Annotated in this window: 22 protein-coding genes and 2 tRNA genes; 14 read left to right on the top strand and 10 right to left on the bottom strand. The window is 39.8% G+C overall.

Annotation, left to right across the window (positions count from 1 at the left end; genetic code table 11):
* The 3 genes from B2V92_RS16535 to recR all read right to left on the bottom strand — a co-directional run.
* The coding region (locus B2V92_RS16535; protein ID WP_293310129.1) for an SDR family NAD(P)-dependent oxidoreductase at positions 1–120 on the bottom strand (120 nt) is incomplete at its 3' end.
* A gap of 91 nt (positions 121–211) precedes the next feature.
* A complete protein-coding gene (locus B2V92_RS16530; RefSeq protein ID WP_293310127.1) occupies positions 212–949 on the bottom strand; it encodes a hypothetical protein in 738 nt (245 codons plus the stop codon).
* Entirely contained in the window at positions 949–1,566 is a 618-nt protein-coding gene (gene recR / locus B2V92_RS16525; RefSeq protein ID WP_293310125.1) for a recombination mediator RecR, read from the bottom strand. The genes B2V92_RS16530 and recR overlap by 1 nt, the downstream gene beginning before the upstream one ends.
* A gap of 437 nt (positions 1,567–2,003) precedes the next feature.
* Between recR and B2V92_RS16520 the strand changes: the two genes are divergently transcribed.
* The 4 genes from B2V92_RS16520 to B2V92_RS16505 all read left to right on the top strand — a co-directional run bounded on the left by B2V92_RS16520 (position 2,004) and on the right by B2V92_RS16505 (position 5,539).
* Complete coding sequence (locus tag B2V92_RS16520) at positions 2,004–3,512, top strand: sodium:solute symporter (protein ID WP_293310123.1); 1,509 nt, start codon at positions 2,004–2,006, stop codon at positions 3,510–3,512.
* Positions 3,513–3,529: 17 nt separating this feature from the next.
* Entirely contained in the window at positions 3,530–4,237 is a 708-nt protein-coding gene (locus B2V92_RS16515) for a TIGR00730 family Rossman fold protein (RefSeq protein WP_293310122.1), read from the top strand.
* 279 nt (positions 4,238–4,516) lie between these two features.
* Positions 4,517–5,020 carry a hypothetical protein gene (locus B2V92_RS16510; protein ID WP_293310120.1) on the top strand — a complete coding sequence of 168 codons (504 nt, stop codon included), beginning with the start codon at positions 4,517–4,519 and terminating at the stop codon, positions 5,018–5,020.
* Between the two features lie 24 nt (positions 5,021–5,044).
* A complete protein-coding gene (locus tag B2V92_RS16505; RefSeq protein WP_293310118.1) occupies positions 5,045–5,539 on the top strand; it encodes a hypothetical protein in 495 nt (164 codons plus the stop codon).
* 343 nt (positions 5,540–5,882) lie between these two features.
* Here the strand turns inward: B2V92_RS16505 and arsC are convergent, their stop codons facing one another.
* The 3 genes from arsC to B2V92_RS16490 form a co-directional block, all read right to left on the bottom strand.
* Positions 5,883–6,227, bottom strand: a complete 345-nt coding sequence (arsC, locus tag B2V92_RS16500) for an arsenate reductase (glutaredoxin) (RefSeq protein ID WP_293310116.1) — start codon at positions 6,225–6,227, stop codon at positions 5,883–5,885.
* Positions 6,228–6,239: 12 nt separating this feature from the next.
* Entirely contained in the window at positions 6,240–6,830 is a 591-nt protein-coding gene (locus B2V92_RS16495) for a DUF502 domain-containing protein (RefSeq protein ID WP_293310114.1), read from the bottom strand.
* 402 nt (positions 6,831–7,232) lie between these two features.
* A complete protein-coding gene (locus B2V92_RS16490) occupies positions 7,233–9,692 on the bottom strand; it encodes a bifunctional UDP-N-acetylmuramoyl-tripeptide:D-alanyl-D-alanine ligase/alanine racemase (RefSeq protein WP_293310112.1) in 2,460 nt (819 codons plus the stop codon).
* A 61-nt stretch (positions 9,693–9,753) separates the two neighbouring features.
* Here B2V92_RS16490 and B2V92_RS16485 point away from each other — a divergent pair, with 61 nt between their 5' ends.
* The 3 genes from B2V92_RS16485 to B2V92_RS16475 all read left to right on the top strand — a co-directional run bounded on the left by B2V92_RS16485 (position 9,754) and on the right by B2V92_RS16475 (position 10,568).
* Positions 9,754–10,242, top strand: a complete 489-nt coding sequence (locus B2V92_RS16485; RefSeq protein ID WP_293310110.1) for a regulatory protein RecX — start codon at positions 9,754–9,756, stop codon at positions 10,240–10,242.
* 94 nt (positions 10,243–10,336) lie between these two features.
* Positions 10,337–10,412 (top strand) — tRNA-Gly (locus tag B2V92_RS16480).
* 72 nt (positions 10,413–10,484) lie between these two features.
* Positions 10,485–10,568, top strand: a tRNA-Leu gene (locus B2V92_RS16475).
* Positions 10,569–10,831: 263 nt separating this feature from the next.
* Here the strand turns inward: B2V92_RS16475 and B2V92_RS16470 are convergent.
* On the bottom strand, positions 10,832–11,284 hold the full coding sequence (locus tag B2V92_RS16470; protein ID WP_293310108.1) for a hypothetical protein: 453 nt from the start codon (positions 11,282–11,284) through the stop codon (positions 10,832–10,834).
* Positions 11,285–12,026: 742 nt separating this feature from the next.
* Between B2V92_RS16470 and B2V92_RS16465 the strand changes: the two genes are divergently transcribed.
* From B2V92_RS16465 to B2V92_RS16455, 3 genes are all read left to right on the top strand, one after another.
* Positions 12,027–12,590 carry an NAD(P)H-dependent oxidoreductase gene (locus B2V92_RS16465; RefSeq protein ID WP_293310106.1) on the top strand — a complete coding sequence of 188 codons (564 nt, stop codon included), beginning with the start codon at positions 12,027–12,029 and terminating at the stop codon, positions 12,588–12,590.
* 134 nt (positions 12,591–12,724) lie between these two features.
* A complete protein-coding gene (locus B2V92_RS16460) occupies positions 12,725–13,810 on the top strand; it encodes an NADH:flavin oxidoreductase (protein ID WP_293310104.1) in 1,086 nt (361 codons plus the stop codon).
* Positions 13,811–14,010: 200 nt separating this feature from the next.
* Positions 14,011–14,376: a DsrE family protein gene (locus B2V92_RS16455; protein WP_293310102.1), complete on the top strand. Its 366-nt coding sequence runs from the start codon at positions 14,011–14,013 to the stop codon at positions 14,374–14,376.
* Positions 14,377–14,471: 95 nt separating this feature from the next.
* On the opposite strand, the gene B2V92_RS16450 is transcribed toward B2V92_RS16455, so the two are convergent.
* Both B2V92_RS16450 and B2V92_RS16445 read right to left on the bottom strand, forming a co-directional pair.
* Positions 14,472–15,065 (bottom strand): dihydrofolate reductase family protein, encoded by a 594-nt coding sequence (locus tag B2V92_RS16450; protein ID WP_293310100.1) that lies wholly within the window; start codon positions 15,063–15,065, stop codon positions 14,472–14,474.
* A gap of 39 nt (positions 15,066–15,104) precedes the next feature.
* On the bottom strand, positions 15,105–15,977 hold the full coding sequence (locus B2V92_RS16445) for an alpha/beta fold hydrolase (protein WP_293310098.1): 873 nt from the start codon (positions 15,975–15,977) through the stop codon (positions 15,105–15,107).
* A gap of 212 nt (positions 15,978–16,189) precedes the next feature.
* On the opposite strand from B2V92_RS16445, the gene B2V92_RS16440 reads away from it, so the two are divergent.
* From B2V92_RS16440 to B2V92_RS16425, 4 genes are all read left to right on the top strand, one after another.
* Positions 16,190–16,996, top strand: coding sequence for a helix-turn-helix transcriptional regulator (locus B2V92_RS16440; RefSeq protein WP_293310096.1), 807 nt, complete (start codon positions 16,190–16,192; stop codon positions 16,994–16,996).
* Between the two features lie 67 nt (positions 16,997–17,063).
* Positions 17,064–17,615, top strand: a complete 552-nt coding sequence (locus B2V92_RS16435) for a dihydrofolate reductase family protein (protein WP_293310094.1) — start codon at positions 17,064–17,066, stop codon at positions 17,613–17,615.
* 170 nt (positions 17,616–17,785) lie between these two features.
* A complete protein-coding gene (locus tag B2V92_RS16430) occupies positions 17,786–18,928 on the top strand; it encodes an epoxide hydrolase family protein (protein ID WP_293310092.1) in 1,143 nt (380 codons plus the stop codon).
* Positions 18,929–19,133: 205 nt separating this feature from the next.
* Positions 19,134–19,544, top strand: coding sequence for a nuclear transport factor 2 family protein (locus B2V92_RS16425; RefSeq protein WP_293310090.1), 411 nt, complete (start codon positions 19,134–19,136; stop codon positions 19,542–19,544).
* 13 nt (positions 19,545–19,557) lie between these two features.
* On the opposite strand, the gene B2V92_RS16420 is transcribed toward B2V92_RS16425, so the two are convergent.
* A partial coding sequence (locus tag B2V92_RS16420; RefSeq protein ID WP_293310088.1) for a YeiH family protein occupies positions 19,558–20,138 on the bottom strand: 581 nt, incomplete at its 5' end.

Raw genomic sequence — 20,138 nt, 5'->3', positions numbered from 1 at the left:
TACATATTGGCGGGCAGCTAAAACCAGATTGGCGCCACGTTTTGCAAATTCTTCGGCACAGGCTTTTCCGATTCCGCTCGAAGCTCCGGTAATGATGATTACTTTATTTTTTAGGTTCATTTGTAGTAGCAAGATTTCAGTTTGAGTAGCAAGATTTCAGTATTGAGTATCAAGATTTGAGTAGCAAGTATCAAGGCTTGATGCCAATTTATTAGTTTGTTTTAAAATAGTTTGTTGCCTGGGTAACTTTGTCGGTATTGATGATATCTGCACCTAACTCATGCAATATTTTCCAACAAGCCATATTATCAGGTGCACCCCAAAAGCGAAATGGCTGATTAATTTGATGTGCATTTTTGATCAGCTCGGTTAGTTTTGCTTTATCAATTTCAGGAATTTCGCCAATGCCTTTCCATTTGGAGTAATCGGCAAAATTGGCACTGATCATCGTTACTTTTTTTAAATCTTCGGGTGCATAATTTACTCCTGGCAAACCATCAAATTTGATCATTTCGGGATAAAGATGAAAGGTGTTCTGTGGAGGTCTATTTCCGCTAATTACAATATTTATCTTTCCTCCTTTTGAAAACAGTTTTTCGTAGGGCTTTAACGTTTTCACTAAAACAGGATAGGTTAAATCCCAGCTTTCTTTAAAATCGATCATCAATTGAAAACGATAAAAATCTTTGGTTTTAGATAAGGCTAAAATTGGCTTCAGGTACATTTTCTCCAAAGTGTTTCCTGCTTTGATCTCTTCCTTACTGTGTGCTACGATCAACGAATCGCCAACCACAAAAACGTCCGCTTCTATTGAAAATGCTTTATTTTTAGCGGCATCATAAAAAGGTTTCTCGTGGGTATAATCGTTATGGGAATGGATTTTAACCTGCGCATTAACAAACAGTACAGGTAAAAACAATGTGATAAAAACTAGAAAATGCTTTGCCATTATTTCATCATTGCGGTTTCGTAAGGTACGCGGGTTACAATAGATCTGCCCAGGGTAATTTCATCGGCATATTCGAGTTCACCTCCAAAGGCAATTCCACGGGCGATGGTGGTTACCGGCACATTAAATTCCTTCAATCTTTTGTAGAGGTAAAACAAGGTGGTATCGCCTTCCATATTCGGGCTCAGTGCCAAAATCACTTCTTTAATACCTCCCTGGATCATACGGGCAACCAAACCATCAATAAACAGATCAGCGGGACCAACACCATCCATCGGAGAAATTAATCCGCCCAACACATGGTACACACCAAAATATTGGCCGGTGTTTTCAATAGCCATTACATCGCGGGTATCTTCTACCACACATATGGTTTCTTTATCACGTTTAACCGAAGTACAGATTTCGCACACGGCATAATCAGAAATGTTATGACAGGTGCTGCAATGTTTAATCTGCTGTTTTAACTTGATAAATGTATTGCCAAACTGGTTTACCTCCTCCTGTTCTTTGTTTAAAAGATGTAAAACCAAACGTAAAGCTGTTTTTTGCCCTACACCAGGAAGTTTGGAGAATTCGTTTACCGCATCTTCTAGCAGCTTGGATGAAAAATTCATGATACAAAAATAGGTATTTAGTTCAATAGTTCATTGGTTTGATTGTATTGTAGCGATTGCTTTATTGTTTGATTGTTGCCTAGCGAACTGAAAACTACAAATTGCCAACTGAGGATTGGTTAACTGTTGATGGGCTGATGGTTCATAGTTGATGGTTCATGGTTTAGTAGTTCATTATTTCCTCCATTATCCATCTTACATCCTACCTTTTCCGTCTCCCGACCATTAAGAAATTAAGGGCATTAAGGTTTTACTATTTGCTATTGATCACTGTAAATTGGTTATTGCATATTGGTGATTGATAATTGTAGGATTTGACTTTGGACTATAGACTAAGGACTTTAGACTAATCTTCGGACATCCTACTTCGGACCTCGGACTTAATGTATTGCTTGATTTGATAGTTTTCTTTACATTTATCAGCTTAATACGAAACTATGTCTCCAACCATCCTATTGTGTTTCCTGATCGGTTACTTTTTATTGCTGATCATTATTTCATTTGTAACCTCAAAAAACTCATCCGACAACTCAACTTTTTTTGTTGCCAACCGTAACTCTAAATGGTACTTAGTTGCTTTTGGGATGATCGGCACGGCACTTTCGGGTGTTACTTTTATATCCGTTCCGGGAGAGGTTGGGGCACCCAGCGGAAACCAGTTTCAGTATTTTCAGTTTGTGCTGGGCAATGCGGTCGGTTTTATTATTATCGCAACGGTTCTTCTTCCGCTTTACTACCGGATGAACTTAACGTCGATTTACAGCTATATCGAAAAACGATTAGGCCATTACAGCTACAAAACTGCAGCATCGATATTTTTACTGAGCCGCACATTGGGTTCGGCCACAAGGTTATATTTGGTAGTAATTGTTTTACAGCGCTTTATCTTTGACAATTATGGGATTCCATTCTGGTTAACGGTGCTGATTTCACTGGCCCTGATCTGGTCGTACACTTTTAAAGGCGGTTTAAAAACCATTATTATTACCGATACGTTACAAACGTTTTTCCTGGTTTTATCGGTTTTTTTAACGATTTATTTTATTTGCAACAGCTTAAATTTCAGCATTCCACAGGCATTCGAGACGGTTAAAAACAGCAGTTATTCGAAAATATTCTTTTTAGATGATTTCCTGACCAACAAGTTCTATTTCAGTAAACAGTTTATCGGCGGTATTTTTGTTACTATCGCCATGACTGGCCTGGATCAGGATTTAATGCAGAAAAACCTGAGCATGGGTACCATTAAGGAAGCGCAAAAAAACATGTTTACGTTTACAGGTGTATTTGTGATCTTAAATGTGTTCTTTTTAAGTGTGGGTGCGCTATTATACATTTTCGCTACCAAAAACGGTATCGATATTCCTTTAGATCATATTACCGGAAAACCGAGAACAGATTTATTATTCCCCGAAATTGCCTTGAATAATCTTGGTGCGGTGCCGGCCATTATTTTTATGCTGGGTTTAACCGCAGCTACTTTTGCAACCACCGATTCGGCCCTAACAGCATTAACAACTTCGTTCTGTGTCGACTTTTTGGGTATGGATAAAAAATCGGATCTAAATGCCGAAACTGCTGTAAAAAGACGTCATATAGTGCATGTTGCATTTTCGATTCTCATGTTTTTGGTGATTATCGTCATCAATGCGCTGAACAGCTCGTCGGTAGTAAGTCTGATTTTTACTATTGCTTCTTACACCTACGGACCGCTTTTAGGACTTTACAGTTTTGGATTATTTGTAAAAAAACGCGGGCTTCATGATAAATTAGTGCCGATAGTTTGTTTATTATCACCTTTTTTATGTTACTTGCTTGCAAGCAATTCGACCAAATTATTGGGCGGATATGTTTTTAGTGTTGAACTGATTTTAATAAACGGTTTAATCACATTTATAGGCTTGTTGTTCATCAGCAAAAAAACTGATGCACAGACCAAATTTTAATATTAGAATAACAGTATATGACGAGTGAAGAAAAAATTAGAAGTGCTTTCGAGAACAAAGACTGGCAGGAAATCAAAGTAACCGATTCCTGGCAAATTTTTAAAATCATGGCCGAATTTGTTGATGGCTTTGAAAAACTGGCTAAAATTGGCCCATGTGTTACCATTTACGGGTCGGCCCGTACGCCCCAAACACATAGATACTACCAATTGGCAGAGCAGTGTGGTAAATTATTAACCGATCGCGGTTATGGTGTAATTACAGGTGGTGGTCCGGGTATTATGGAAGCCGGTAATAAAGGCGCCCATACCAACGGTGGTAAATCGGTAGGTTTAAATATCGAGTTACCATTTGAGCAGTTCCACAATAAATATATCGATCATAATAAGTTATTAGAGTTCGATTATTTCTTTGTACGCAAAGTGATGTTCATGAAATATAGTCAGGGTTTTGTGGTTTTACCAGGTGGTTTTGGTACTATGGATGAGCTTTTTGAAGCTTTAACCTTAATCCAGACCGGAAAAATTGCACGTTTCCCGATTGTATTGGTTGGTGTTGATTATTGGGGCGGATTAATTGAATGGATCAAGGGAACCATGTTACAAAAAGAACACAATATCCACGAAGAAGATTTAAACCTTTTCAGATTGGTAGATACGGCCGAAGAAGCCGCAGAACATATTTTCCGTTTCTACGACAAATATGTGCTTAAACCGAATTTCTAGTTTTTTGGTTAAATGGTTAATTGTTTAAATCGGTTAACTGCCAATTGCAAACTGTTTATTGGTTAACTGAAAACCTTTATTGGTTAATCGGTTAATTGTCTAAATCGGTTAACTGTAAACTGCCAATTGCCAACTGTAAATTGCTTATTGGTTAACTGAAAACTGATAATTGAAAACTGTGAACTAAAAAAGTGCTTACAAACAATAAGCACTTTTTTTATGTCTTATTTTATTGTAACATCTGAAAGAAACTACTATCTAAAATAAAACGCAATTAATATGTCGAGATTCATCAACTGGAAAAACAATTGGTTTAGCGGAAACTTTCAGCTCTTTGTAGATGGTGTTCAAAAAGGAATGATCACTTTTAGTGCCTGGAGAAATGATGCCGAAAGCATGTTTGAGGATAAAAACTACCAGTTTGTAAATGAAGGTTTTTGGAGATATAGAACGAAAGTAATCGACAGAAAAACGAATGTGGTGGTTGCAATCATCACTTACGACAGTTGGAAATCGAAAGCGGTAATCAGTTTAAATACAGGCGAGCAATACGAATGGAAATCGACAGGGATATGGAAATCGCAGTTTACGGTAAGTAATTATAAAGATGCGCATATTATGTACAGCTCGAGCAGTAATAGCGGAGCAATATCTACCGATACAGACAATGAGTTATTAATTGTTGCAGGTTTGTTTATTAAACAGATTTATAACAAACGTGCAGCTGTACTTGTTGCCTGTTTTGTACCGCTTATTACAGTTTCGATCAACCGTCATCATTAATAAATAATTAAATCCTTTTGTGAGATGGAACAGGTATTAAATTGGAGAAAAGGTTTATTTGATAGCAATTATCAGGTAATAAATAATGGGTATTTAAAATTTTCCATGAATTTTGGTTCGTGGAAAAACTCAGCAATTGCCACCACCCAGGCAGGCATCTATATGCTAAAAAGCGAAGGTTTTTCTAAGCCAGAAACAAAGATTATCGACAATAAAAACACGGTTTTAGCGGTAATTACCTACGATTGGCTGGGTTTTAAAGCCAAAATTGTATTTGCTTCGGGCGAAACTTTTGACTGGAGCTACCAAAACAGCTGGTTAAGCCGTTGGTCGTTAAATAACCATACAGACAAACAGATTCTTTTTAATGCATCGGCAGGAAATGGTGTGATCCATAGCAATGTTGATGATGATATGCTGGTTTTATCGGGCCTTTTTGTACGCGAATATTACTCGAGATTACTTTTCGGCCTGCTCATTTTTATATTTTGTGCGGTTACTTTTAAAGGGATATTTTAATCCCAAAAAACACGCTAGTCTTAGCGTCTCGTTAAGACCTGAAAAAAGAAACTTATTGGCATGTCGTAGCGAGACGCTACAAAGAGAAGGGATTGCATTCGCCGTCATCACACGCTAGTCTTAGCATCTCGCTAAGACCTAAAAATAGAAACTTATTGGCATGTCGTAGCGAGACGCTACAACTAGAAGGTTTTCTTTATCCCAAAAACACGCTAGTCTTTCCTACCAAATAGACCCTGAAATAAATTCAGGGTGACGACTATTGGATCAGGGTAACGTATTGCGAGAGAAACTTCCGAAGTCTTTCCTTCGCTCTTTTCCTTTTTAGACTTCTGAAGTTGAGTTAATCTAAAATCTCTTTAATCTTTTCCGTTGGCCGGGCGATTATGGCTTTATCTTCAGAAATAACAATTGGTCTTTCAATTAAAATGGGATGGTCAATCATCACATCAATCCATTTATCATCGCTGAGGGTTTTACCTTTATAATTTTCGGTAAAAATCTTTTCACCTTTACGGATCAGTTCTAATGGTTTGATACCCAATTTGGCTATGATTTCTGTGAGTTCGGCTTTGTTGGGAGGCGTTTCGAGATAGTACACTACTTCGAAATCTTTTCCGCTTTTCTCGAGCTCGGCTAAAGCACAACGGCTTTTGGTACAACGGTTATTATGATAGATGGTGATCATTCAGGAAAATATTTATAGTCCGCTTACCCCACCGCTCACTACGAGTTTCATGGCGTCGGCCGCAGTCATATTTAAATCGGCAACTTTATCCTTTTTTACAATGCAAAGCTGACCGGCAAAAGAATAAGAAAGTGGAAAATATACGGCAACTTCATCCGGCAGATCGAGTTTATGCAGATCACTCTGCGTTAAAAAGCCGATTTTCTTAAGTCCTCCCTCCACTTCTACCAGCACCGGATGGTTAAATTTCTTTTCGTCGCCTACAAAAGCTTCTGTTAAATCCTTGATAGACGAATAAATGAAGTTTAGTAAGGGCAATCGCTGCATCATGCGCTGGAACCAATTGTACATCGGTTCGGTTACGAAATTGGTTACAAAGATACCTGCGGTTAAAATAAGGGCCAAAACGGTAAGTAAGCCTAAACCTGGAATATTGCGGCTTTCACCTGTGCGCGGGTTTACGCCCAATATATTATTCACATTTAACCAGCTATCAACCGTTGTAACTGCCCAAACCACAATAAAAATACTCACGGCAATGGGTACAACAATTAATAAACCTTTGATCAAATAGTTTAAAATAGCTTTCCCGACTTTATTCATGGTGCAAAATTAGGAAAAATATGGTTAAATGGTTAGGATTGTTACATTGTTTCCTTGCTTCGCTATTAATTGACGAAATATGCATCGCTAAATGGCTAGCATTGTTTCTTTGCTAATATATTAATTGACAAATATGGCTAAATGGCTAGCATTGTTACATTGTTTCCTTGCTAACATATTAATTGACGAATATGGCTAAATGGCTAGCATTGTAACATTGTTTCCTTGCTAATATATTAATTGAAGATTTATGATCAATTTCCTCTGTAATTTTTCGCCTATTTTACCAACAATGAAGCAATAGAACAATTTACCCCCTTTACTCATAGAAATAAACCCTTTTAACGTAATTTTTCGACTATTTCACCAACAATGAAGCAATCAAACAATTTAACAATCACCTTACTCATAGAAATAAACCCTTTTAACTCTCTGCGAGATGTTGGTCAGAATTTCATAAGGAATGGTATCGATATCTTTTGCAAGCTGCATAATGGTGTGTTCCTGGTTAAAAACAATGGCTTCGTCGCCGGGTTTTACGTCGACACCGGTAACATCCAGCATGGTCATATCCATACAGATGGAACCTATTACAGGCACTAGATATCCGTTTACAAGCATTTTACCTACCCCATTGCCAAAATATCGCGTGTAGCCATCAGCATAACCAATTTTAACGGTGGCTATTTTTCCGCCGTTCGGCATGATGCCTTTTCGGCTATAGCCTACAGTTTCGCCGGGTTCTAAAGTTTTTACCTGTGTAACGGTTGTTTTAAGCACCATCACTGTTTGCAGGCCACGGTTGCTGGCCAGGGCAGAATCAAAACCATATAAACCGATTCCTAAGCGCACCATATCAAACTGGGCTTCGGGCCAGCGCGAAATACCCGAAGTATTGGAAATATGGAGCAATGGTTTATAATCCAGAACATCCACCAACTGATCGGCGATGGCTTTAAATTTAGTGATCTGTTGCTGGGTAAAACCATCATGTTCAGCAGCATCGCTGGCTACTAAATGGGAAAAGATACTCTGCACTTTTACCCTTGCCGAGTCTTTCAACAAACTGGATAAGGTACCTATTTCAGGTTCATCAAAGCCCAAACGGTGCATGCCACTGTCTATTTTAATGTGGATTGGGTAATCGAAATCATAATCCGATAATGCGTTTAAGAAGCTGTTCAGGATTTCTAAACTATAAATTTCGGGTTCGAGTCGGTGTTTAATAATGGCTTCGAAAGCAGATTCTTCAGGACTCATTACCATAATTGGCAGTGTAATACCGGCTTTGCGTAATGCAATCCCCTCATCAGCATAGGCTACCGCCAGGTAATCTACCTTATGGAACTGCAGTAAATTGGCAATTTCGAAACTGCCGCTTCCGTACGAAAAAGCTTTAACCATGGCCATAATTTTAACGCCAGGTTTAACTTTAGAGCGGTAAAACTGCAGGTTTCCTACCATTGCATTAAGGTCGATCTCTAAAACCGTGTCGTGTATTTTCTGTGTAAGGAGTTTACTGATGCGCCCAAATTCGAAACGCCTTGCCCCTTTTACCAATATCGTTTCGTGGTTAAACTGCAAACCCGGAAAAGCTTCGATAAAAGCATTGGTATCGTCGAAAAACTGCGTTTCGAACTTAAAAAGATCAGCATAGCTTGAAATATGTGTTCCGATACCGATTAATCGGTTTACCTTTTTTTGAGCGAGCAATTCGGCTATTTCGGTATAAAGATCAATATCATTCCTACCTGTTTCAAATAATTCGGAAAGAATTACAGTTTTTTTCGGGTGCTGGTTCTGTTGGTTTAAAAAATCGAGTGCAATGGCTAAGGAAGAGATATCGGCACTGTACGAATCGTCGATAATGGAACACTGGTTAATGCCGTTTTTCAGTTCGAGGCGCATGCTCACATGGCTCAGTTTTTCTAAACGCAGGTCGGCCTGCTCTGGTGTATAACCCAAAGCCAATAAAGTTGCCCAACAGATCATTCCATTTTCTATCGAGGCTTTATCCTTAAAAGGTAAAATGCATTCTATTTCTGCATCCTGATAAATGGCCCTTAAATAGCAATTTCCTTCTATAGGTTCGACGGTGGTAATCTGTAAATCTGCCACTTGTTTACTGCTCCAGCTAAACTTTTTCTTACCCGGTAAATCTTTTTCGTTTACCTCTGTTACATATTCAGGCGAATAGATCAATAAATCTGAATCTTTAAAGAGTTTTAGTTTTTCGCTGAGTTTTTCTTTTTTAGAACTAAAACCTTCGGCATGCGCCTCGCCGATATTGGTTAAAATACCGACTTCAGGCTGGATAATTTCGGCCAAATGCTGCATTTCGTTAACGGCAGAAATACCGGCCTCAAAAATCCCCATTGTATCGTCTGCCTCAATCTGCCAAACAGAAAGTGGTACGCCAATCTGTGAGTTATAACTTTTCGGGCTCCTAACAATATTGAAATCGGCTGCCAAAAGCTGATAGAGCCATTCTTTAACAATGGTTTTGCCATTACTTCCGGTAATGCCGATTGTTTTAAGATCAAATTGTTTCCGGTGATAAATGGCAAGTTTTTGCAAGGCTGTTAAAGCATCATCAACAAGTAAAAAATTACAATCAGGGTATTGGTTAACGTATTTAGCTTCGGTAATTACAAAATTACGGATATCCTTTGCATAGGCATCTCTGATAAATTCATGTCCGTCACGGTGTGAAGAAAGAGCAAAAAATATCGAATTTTCGGGCATCAAAACCGAACGGCTATCCATCACCAGATATTGAATAATCACCTCTCCATCAACCAATTTGGTATCGGCATTTAAAATTTCGGCTATTTTGGCAATGGTATATATCGGGTTTTGCATGTTATTATCTTCAGAAAAATACGGTAATCGCTTTTATTTTTACGAATTTCAGTAATTAATTATGAAAAGCGGTAAACAAGAGGCAGTAATATTAGATAAAAAACAAGCTTTGGCCAAAGCGGAAAATTTTTGTGTTTATCAGGAGCGTTCACAAAAAGAAGTGCGTTATAAACTGGTAGAATGGGGCATGCGTGGCGATGAACTGGAAGAAATTATCACCGAACTGATTGTAAACAATTTTTTAAATGAAGAGCGTTTTGCAAAAAGCTACGCATCGGGCAAATTTAACATTAAACACTGGGGCCGGGTTAAAATTAAACAGGGTTTAAAATTGAAAGGCGTGCCCGATAAAATTTTACAAAAGGCAATTTACAGTATCGATGAGGATGATTATTTACAGGCGATAGAAAAACTGGCGGTAAAAAAAGCAGAAAGTCTGTCCGAAAATGATCCGTTTAAAAGAAAAAATAAGCTGATGGGCTACCTTCAGGCAAAAGGTTTCGAAACTGATTTAATTTTACTTGCACTGAAAGCCAGCAATTTAAATTAAATATTAAATTTTTAACAAGAAATTCCTTGACAGATATAGAAATCTGCCTATATTTGCATCACCAAAACGAAACAACAACATCAGTTTTGTAAATGCGAAAGTAGCTCAGTTGGTAGAGCACGACCTTGCCAAGGTCGGGGTCGCGAGTTCGAATCTCGTCTTTCGCTCCAAATAAATGCCTTCCTACCAGAAGGCATTTATTTTAAAGTTAACCAAGCCGATGGAGATCGGTAGCGGCTAATGCTCGGGTGGTGGAACTGGTAGACACGCAGGACTTAAAATCCTGTGCTTTCAAAGGCGTGCGGGTTCGATTCCCGCCCCGAGTACAACAAAAAAATCGAATTAAAAGCCATCAGAAATGATGGCTTTTTTTGTTATAATGTCGCATACATTCTTACGATAACAAGTAGAATTAATGGAAGATCAATACCAAAAGTTGTAGAGTTGCGTTTTTTCAAGCAAACAATTGTCCAGATTATAATAATTCCTTTCTCTACTAATTTCTCTTGTGCCTTCCCTTTGAACTGTTCGGAATTTCCGAACAGTTGAATCCTTAATTAATTTTCCTGTCTAGAACATTTTTTTGGTTCTATTTGGCTTTTTTATAAGTAAGATTAAAGTCGTGCTCCCAGTTTCTACCATCTACGCACTTCTCCCAATATCCCGAGATGATGTTTTTATCTTGGTTAATCTCGCCGGTAAAGCGTTGTATAAATTCGGGGGCATTGCGCCACATCTTCCATTTGCTGTTTTCAAAACTCATTTCATATACCCGCGAAGATTGTTGATCATCAATATAAAGTACAGTGTAGTGCTGTGCATCTTTATCATGACCGATAAACCATATCGCCCAGGGTGTTCCACTATTTTTTGTACCCTGCCTAAAAATTAGAAATTCACCTTCTTCAAACCATTCAAATGATGCTTTTGCCTTAATAACTGCATTGGCATCGGGTAAGAAAGATGCATTTGATATTTCCATTTCCCATGCGCCAATAAATTGCTTTAACTCCTGTAATGCCGGATTGATATTATTTTTCATTGGAATATAAATTGATAATGATGTTTATAGTTATTCTTCTTTATTGATTTTACTAACCTGAGTTCGATAATTATTTGTTAAAAAAAAGTGCTTTAAAAGCGACTAGTCTGGATCTATTCGTCATGCTGAATTTATTTCAGCATCTTTCCTGCATGATAGACCCTGAAATAAATTCAGGGTGACGAATCCTTGTTAAAAAGATCTACAAAAGGCATTTAAATTAATGTTAATAATCGAACAAAGGTTATTGATCTAAGATTCGCTCAATTAAGTTGTTTTGATTAATCTATTATAAAGATCGGAACTAACATCGTGTAAAGTGATGTGCAAAAACGACTATCTTAGGGCTGTATTACGTCAAAAATTATCCGTTACATAAATTTTTTGGGTAACAGGGATCCCGGTAATGGTTTACACCGATTCTCATTCCAAACTTTACGCCCCGTTTTTGACCACCTGATCTCGATGGCTGATCCAAATACATTTAATAATTGTCTAATTAAGCTTTGATTGATTTGGTGTTGGATTCATCCTCTTTTCAATAAAAAACCGAATAATAAAGTCATCATTTCAGACTGCTTCCCTACTGAACTTTAGCTGATATTTTCTGAACTTTTGGAGAAATAGGCGCTCAAGAAACCGGATTAATTTTGTCTTATCAAAACAGAGAATCCATACGAAGAAAAAACATGTATAGGGCATTAAAGCCGAATTCTCTTTAATAAACAAAATATAATTCAACATGGAAAAAACATTGATTATCGTAACGCATCCTGACATTAACAATTCGGTGATAAACAAAAGATGGCTTAAAGAATTAGCAAAACATCCGGAAAAGTTTCATGTCCACCAACTTCATGAAACGTATCCTGACCAAAAATTTGATATAAGGGCAGAACAAAAACTGGTTGAAGAACATGACCGGATTATCTTCCAATTCCCTTACTATTGGTACCATTCGCCTGCATTGCTAAAAAAATGGTTCGACGAAGTGCTTACACACGGCTGGGCCTATGGCAGTACAAGTGGCTTTAAATTTAAGGGAAAAAAAGTTGCATTGGCTATTTCGCTAGGCTTGAAAGAAGAACATTTACAGCATGGTACAATTTTCAAATATACCCTCGAAGAACTCACCCGTCCGTTCGAAGCCCTATTCGATTATATAAAAGCCGATTACCAACCATTTTTTGCTTACTACGGAATGACGTTCGAGCCTACAGCGGAGTGGATTGAAAGGAGCGTTCCATTATATCTTGAGTTTCTTGACCGTTTTGGTTCCGAGAGCAACGATACAAAGGCAGCTTAAATTACAATAAAAGATTCCCCCTCAAGTAAAAGATCCATTAAATAGTAAAAATCATCCATTCTCTATAAATGGCCATCGGGGCATCTTTGCGGTAGATTAAATTCTATAAAAGTAAAACCACAAAATTTAAAAGAATGTCTGTTTCTGATCTTTTTAAGCCACTCACATTGCTGCATGGTCCGGCAATGAGAAACCGTTTCATGCTAGCACCCTTAACCAGTCAGCAGAGCGATTACGACGGTACGGCATCCGAATACGACCAATCCTGGATGGAGCAGCTCTCACAGGGTTTTTACGGATTGATACAAACCAGTGCATCAACCGTTGAAGCCGGTGGCATAGCATTCGAGCGCCAATTGGGTATCCATAGCGACGATCATCTTCCGGGCCTTACACAAATGGCGAAAACCATACGCGCGGGCGGTGCATTATCGGCAGTACAATTGCACCATGCAGGGCACCGTGCGCGGCCCGAAGTAGGTGGCATACCGGCCCCTGCCTCTGGTAAAACGATACCTGGTGTGAGGGCGATCAGCACTGAAGAGGTAGAGCGGATCCGCGATAGCTTTATTGCCGCAGCAAAAAGGGCACAATTGGCAGGTTTCGACGGAATTTCTGTGCATGGTGCCTTCGGCTGGATACTATCGGAATTTATGTCGCCCAATTTAAACGACCGCAGTGACAAATATGGTGGAAGCATGGAAAACAGGGCACGTTTCACCATTGAGGTTATTGAAGGAATCAGAAAGGCCTGCGGACCTGATTTCCAGATAGGCTGGCGATTATCCATCGAGCGGTATGGCCTGCGGTTAGAAGAGTTACGAGAAGTTACGGCAGAGATTTTTGACCGTGAGCTGATCGACTATCTCGACCTTGCCCTATGGGATTCGGCCCAGCTGGTTAGAGAGGGAATGTACCAGGGGAAAACCATGCTCAGCGTTTTTACCGAACTTCCCCGAAAAGGTGTACGCCTGGGTGCCGCCGGCAAAATAATGAGTGCCCAACGTGCAGCGCAGCTGCTGGATGAAGGATGCGATTTTGTTCTTATTGCAAGGGCAGGCATTCTTCAGCGCGACTTTCCTTTACAGGTAAAGGCAAATCCGATGTACGATAGTCCGAAGTTGCCTGTAACAGCCGAATACCTGCGTAAAGGAGGGCTGAGCGAGCGCTTTATCGAAACCATGCGCGGATGGCAGACTTTTGTTCGGCCAGGCTCTTAACAAAAAAACGTAGTTTACCTTTAAAACTCAACAATTCCAAAAGCGGATCTTTTTACAGAGGTCCGCTTTTGCTTTTTCAACATTTGTGCACAGTATTACGCTATAACCGATAAAGTAAAAATCTCTATTACAAAGTAAAAATCATCCATTCTTAAACAAGCAATATCGCCACACCTTTGCAGTGTAAATAATTATTCTTTATGAAAAAAACAGCAGTTATTATCCTTTCTGATCCCAAGGCTGGTTCAGAGGAAGCACTTGGTCGCGTATTCAACGCTTTGGCATCGGCATACGAATTTAAACACGCAGGTGAAGAGGTAAAAATCATTTTTCAGGGTGCAGGAATAAGATGGCCTGAGCAGCTTGAGAAACCTGAACATCCGGTTAACGGACTTTATGCAGAAGTAAAAGATTATGTTCACGGTCTTTCTAAAGGATGTGTTGCCGTATTTGGTACCGAGGTATCGGGTTATGATCTTTTAAATGACAATGAAGTACCCGGAACCCCTGGTTTACCAAGTTTCTTAAACCTTAGGAACGAAGGCTACGATATCCTTATTTTCTAATCTTTTCCATAACAGCCTTCCGGGGAAAACGGAAGGCTGTTTTTAACTCCTGATGTGATATGGCTTTGGTCTGGATCTTTTTCTAAATCTACCTATTAAGCCCCCACAGTACCCGTTTTTACCTCTCCTGCCCTTTTATAACTTACAATAATTACCCCACTTGGCGTTACCACGCTTTCTGTTAGGCTAAGCGCAGCCGGAATGGTGCCGTTTTCGAACAGTTTTTTCCCCTGCCCCAGTGTTAAGGGGTAAATTTTAAGTCGGAGTTCATCAACCAGGTCGTTCTTAAGCAAAAGCTGGATCAGTTCGCTACTTCCCCAAACCTGGATATCGCCGCCCTCCGAATTTTTAAGTTTTTTGATATCTTCCACACTTTTAAGGAAATTGGTATTTTTCCAATCCGATTTTTCCCTGGTCTCAGATAGGACATACTTGGCACCATCGTTAATGCCCGGCCAAAAACCGGCATGCTGCGGCCAGTAGGATTCGAAAATTTCAAATGTTTTTCTACCCAGAAGATATTCAGCGGGTTTTAGCTCTTCCTGTATAATCTTTCCAAAAATCTCATCACCGTAGGATGCCGTCCAGCCTCCATATTCGAAACCGCCCGATGTATCTTCTTCAGGGCCGCCTGGTGCCTGCATTACACCGTCTAGTGTAAGCATGGTTAAAACAGTTATCTTTCTCATATCGCCTTGATTTATAGTTTAACTTATTATTTTATCTATTTATTTCAAAAAACCATCCAGATACCCCAAAATTGTTTTGGTCTGCATCATCAGGCTCACATGTCCCTGCCCTGACACAATGGCCAATTGGGATTTTGGCATTACACCGAAATCGGCAACTTTTCCACCGCCCAGTAACTGATAGGTTTTAGCCAGTTCAATTTTATCCAAACCATCATTGTCGCCTGCTATAATCAATACCGGTGAGGTGATTTTAGCAATATTGGCTTCACCTAAATCAAATGGCTCTCCTGCCGATGCCATCATCTGTTTTAAAAACGGAATCCATTTTGTTTTATCGGGTGCAACGGCATCATAAGCAGTTTTCATTGGGCTGTTTTCAAAGAGTTCTGGTTTCATGTTTTTAAAAGCATTGTTTATCTCAGGCAGCCAACCTGTGCTTTTATAGGTTGAAGAAATAATGACAAGTTTATTTAAACGTTTTGGGTTCTGTATGGCAAATTCGTAAGCAATGGCACCACCAAAACTATAACCTACCACATCGGCACTGTCAACTTTCAGGTAATCCATTACCCCAAGCACATCTTTTGCCAAGGTGGCATGTGCTAGTTTCCGATCTGAATACGGTGTATGCCCATGCCCCTGTAATTCAATGGCAATTACTTTTCTGGTTTTGGATAACTCGGGGATCAATTGGCCCCAATTCATACCGATGGTCATAAAAGCGCCGTGCAGTAAAATGATGGGCTTTCCTTGTCCATAAACTTCATAATAAACTTTGGTGCCGTTGGCCGGTGCATAACCGCTGTTAACAGGTTTGATCTGTGCATTCGATCGCATTACGCTGCACATCACCATTATGATAAGCAGTAATGCTTTAAGGGAATTCCTGGTGTTAAATAAATTTTTCATATCGTTTTTTAGTTTTAATCTTGTTATCAATACAAATATGAAGCTCATTTCAGAATTCAATCGCGTGAGGAAGCGACAACTTAGGGGGCAAATTCCGACAAGCCTATTCTTAACATGAAATAAAAGACTTTAAGTACCCTTTTATTTGAAAATTGTTGTTTTTCTGCGTTTCGTTAGATAATTTTTAATTTGGACCATCATTTATTATCTTCATGGTAATAAAAATACAGGTTTTGAATATCAGGTCATTGCTTCCACCCCCTGCACTTTCTTCTTATGTAAGGAGCATCATGGTACTGGAGTACAGAGACAATCGATCGGATTTTATGCTACCGCTTTATGCCAACGGTGCACCAACCCTGATATTCCAAAACACAAAGGGGCGGCGGAACGGAGATGCCGTAAACCACCTCAGTTTGTACGGACAGGCAATTGCCCCTTCCAATCTCCATATTGATAACCATTTTGTTTTAATCGCTTATTTTCTTCATTCCTTTGCGGTTAAGGCCGTGTTTGGCATTGCCGCCGCCGAACTAACCGACACACTTATTGATGTAAACGAACTGCAACCGGCAAAAGCGATCGGCCTGCAGGAGCAGCTTTTAAATGCCGGTCCGGTTGACGAACAGCTAAAACTGATCAATGCTTTTCTTTTACAGCAGATCGCCAGTGATACCATTGATTATAGCCGGATTGCTTTTGCCACCTCTGCTCTCCAAAAAAATACCAGTGCCACTGCATTAACTGCGCTCAGGGAAAACCTTTTTAGTACCGAAAGGTCAGTGCAACGGCTTTTTGAAGATCATATCGGCATTTCACCAAAACAATATAAAAGGATATGCCAGTTCCATGCGGCTTTCCAGCAGCTCAATCATTTTGAGTTCAGCAAACTGGGCGACATAGCCTACCAGCATGGCTTTTCTGATCAGAGCCATTTTATCCGCGTATTTAAGGAATTTACAGGTTTAAGCCCTAAAGATTACCTTGCATTGCGCTCCGGTTACGCACCTGAAAAATAAATTTTGTCGGTTCTGTTCTATTTTCGCCCCCCTTTCCCATACTAATTTTGATTAAAATTTAAACACGATGAGAAAGATAATCGCAACAGAATGGATGTCGTTAGATGGCATCTCCGACGCCAGTTCAATGGCCGAATGGTTCAATCCCTACCACAGTGATAGCCGCGGTGCTTTGATCGCTGAAAATATCCACGATTGCACAACCATGTTATATGGCCGCAAAACCTACGAAATGTTATTTCCTTATTGGTCGTCGCTTAAAAACAATGAAATGGGTGTTGCCGACAAACTGAACCAGACCGAAAAGTATGTGGTATCGGGCACGATGCAGGAAGCAGGCTGGGAAAATTCGACCATTATCGACCAGGATATTATCAATACCATTAAAACCCTAAAATCAAGTGGTGAAGGGAATATACTGATCCAGGGCAGTGCTACCCTCGTAAAGAGTTTATTAAAGGAAGGTTTAATTGATGAACTGAAACTGATGATCCAACCGCATATTATGGGAAGCGGAAAACGTTTATTTACCGAAGGGATATCGGCAGGTTTGGAACGTAAAGCTATAAAACAACTCGATAATGGCGTAATAGAAATCACTTATGCGCCGATTGGTTAAACGATACATAAAACCTTGCATGGGCCATCAGCAATGATGGCTTTTTTGCTTTAAATACGCTCAACAAACTGTTCCTTAACCAGTTTGGTAAATTTTTATGACTGTTCTGTTTAAAAAGATAAAGACAATTTTATATTTTTAAATACAATTTCCTATCTAAAAACCAAACTATGAAAAACATCACCCCATTTAAAATCGAGGTTGATCAAACCGTACTCAATGATCTACAGAACCGCCTACAGCACACCCGTTGGCCAGATGAGCCTGAAGGAGCCGAATGGAATTATGGCACCAACCCTACTTATTTAAAAGAACTGCTTACCTATTGGCAAAAAGATTACGACTGGCGTAAACATGAATCGGCACTGAATGCAATCCCACAGTTTAAAGCCGAAATAGATGGCATTAACATCCATTTCATCCACATTAAAGGCAAGGGCAAAAATCCGAAGCCACTTTTACTAACCCATGGCTGGCCTGATAGTTTTTACCGGTTTTATAAGGTAATCCCTTTATTAACCGATCCGCAAAGTGCAGATGGCAATAGCGAACAATCTTTTGACCTGATTATACCTTCCCTGCCAGGTTTCGGTTTTTCAGACCGCGTAGCCCTTAATACAGATCAGGTAGCAGCTTTATGGGCGAAACTGATGACAGCGGTTTTAGGTTACGAACAATATTATGCTGCAGGTGGCGATATCGGCGCAATTGTAACCAAATCGCTCGCCAATCAGCAGCCCGACCGGGTTATCGCCATCCACCTTACGGATGTAGGTTACCCTAACGGACAGGAAGACTGGTCTACAATGTCGGCTCCGGAACAGGAGTTTGGCCAGTTTATCCAGCAATGGTGGTATACAGAAGGCGCATATAATATGATCCAATCTACAAAACCGCAAACATTGGGTTATGGACTTAACGATTCGCCCGCAGGGCTTGCCGCTTGGATAACTGAAAAATTTAACAGTTGGAGCGATACCGATGGCAATATTGAAAATAGCTTTACCAAAGATGAACTAATTACCAATATCATGATTTACTGGGTAAGTCAAACCATTAATACTTCTATCCGCACTTACCTCGAAAATGCAAGGGCAGGATGGTCGGGCCAGCCTTCGCCTTCGGCCGAATACGTGAAAACGCCAACTGCGGTAAGTATATTCCCGGCAGAAGCACCGGTGCCGATAGAATGGGCACAACGAATGGTTAATGTAAAGCGTTTTAATAAAATGGAAAAAGGTGGTCATTTCGCAGCATTGGAAGTACCCGATGCCTGGGTAAATGAGCTCCGAAGCTTTTTCTATAGTTTATAGATGCTGAATTTTAAAAAAATATCCCCCGGTGCTCCTGTATTGGTGCACCGGGCCTTGCACAAATCATACCTGTAGTACGCTTATGCTGTTCTGTAAAAATCACCATTATATCAATCACAAATAATGATGGCATTAATCTTTTTAAATCATTTGGAACGGTTAAATATCATGTATAGTTTTGATAAAAAATATCGACTTTAAAACCATGGAACAAAAACTGCCTTTACCGCCATTTACACACGAAACCGCATTGCAAAAAGTACAGATGGCCGAAGATGCATGGAACAGCCGTGATCCGGAAAGGGTATGTTTGGCCTACACCATCGATACCGAATGGCGCAACCGTACTGATTTTATCAACGGCCGTGAAGAAGTAAAAGCATTTTTAACCCGTAAATGGGAAAAAGAACTTGATTATAAACTTAAAAAAGAGCTTTGGACCTTTGCCGGAAACCGCATTGCAGTAAGGTTCGAATACGAGTGGCGCAATGCTACCGGCCAATGGCACCGCAGTTACGGAAACGAACTTTGGGAATTTGACGAAAATGGCCTGATGCAGAAAAGGTTTGCAAGCATTAACGACCTGCAGATTGAGGAGAAAGACAGATATTTATAGTCATTTTACACCTCTATCCTAACTGCGCCACAGCATACAGCGCAATTACAGAAATTAAGACCCAGAGCAACAGCCCCTGTAACAAAGGTTTAAAGCCAACGGAGAATAATGTTTTTCTCGAAAGCCCTGCACCGATCAGAAACAAAGTAAGTGTTAATCCGCATTTGGCCATAGCGGTTAAATATGGACTTAGCACTGCCATTACCGGAAGATAAGTATTGACTACAATAGCAATAACGAACAACAGAATAAAATAAGGGAAACTGATTTTCTTTGAAGGGTTTTTAAACAAAAATGTGGAAAGAAAAGCAACCGGGATAATCCAAAGTGCACGTGCCAGTTTTACTGTGGTAGCTACTTCTAAAGCTTTAGCGCCATATTTACTTGCCGCGCCTACCACCGAACTCGTATCGTGTATGGCAATAGCGCACCACAAACCAAACTGGTTTTGGGAAAGATTGAAATAATGTCCAACTATTGGAAAAACCAACAGTGCAAGCGCATTAAAAATAAATATGCAGCCCAAGGCCACAGAAACCTGCTTTTCTTTAGCCAATATAACAGGCGAAATGGCAGCAATGGCACTTCCGCCAC

The organism is Pedobacter sp. UBA5917 (genome assembly GCF_002432345.1).
GTDB lineage: Bacteria > Bacteroidota > Bacteroidia > Sphingobacteriales > Sphingobacteriaceae > Pedobacter.
Note: the sequence above shows the minus strand (reverse complement) of the source record. Positions and strands in the feature narration are given on the sequence as shown.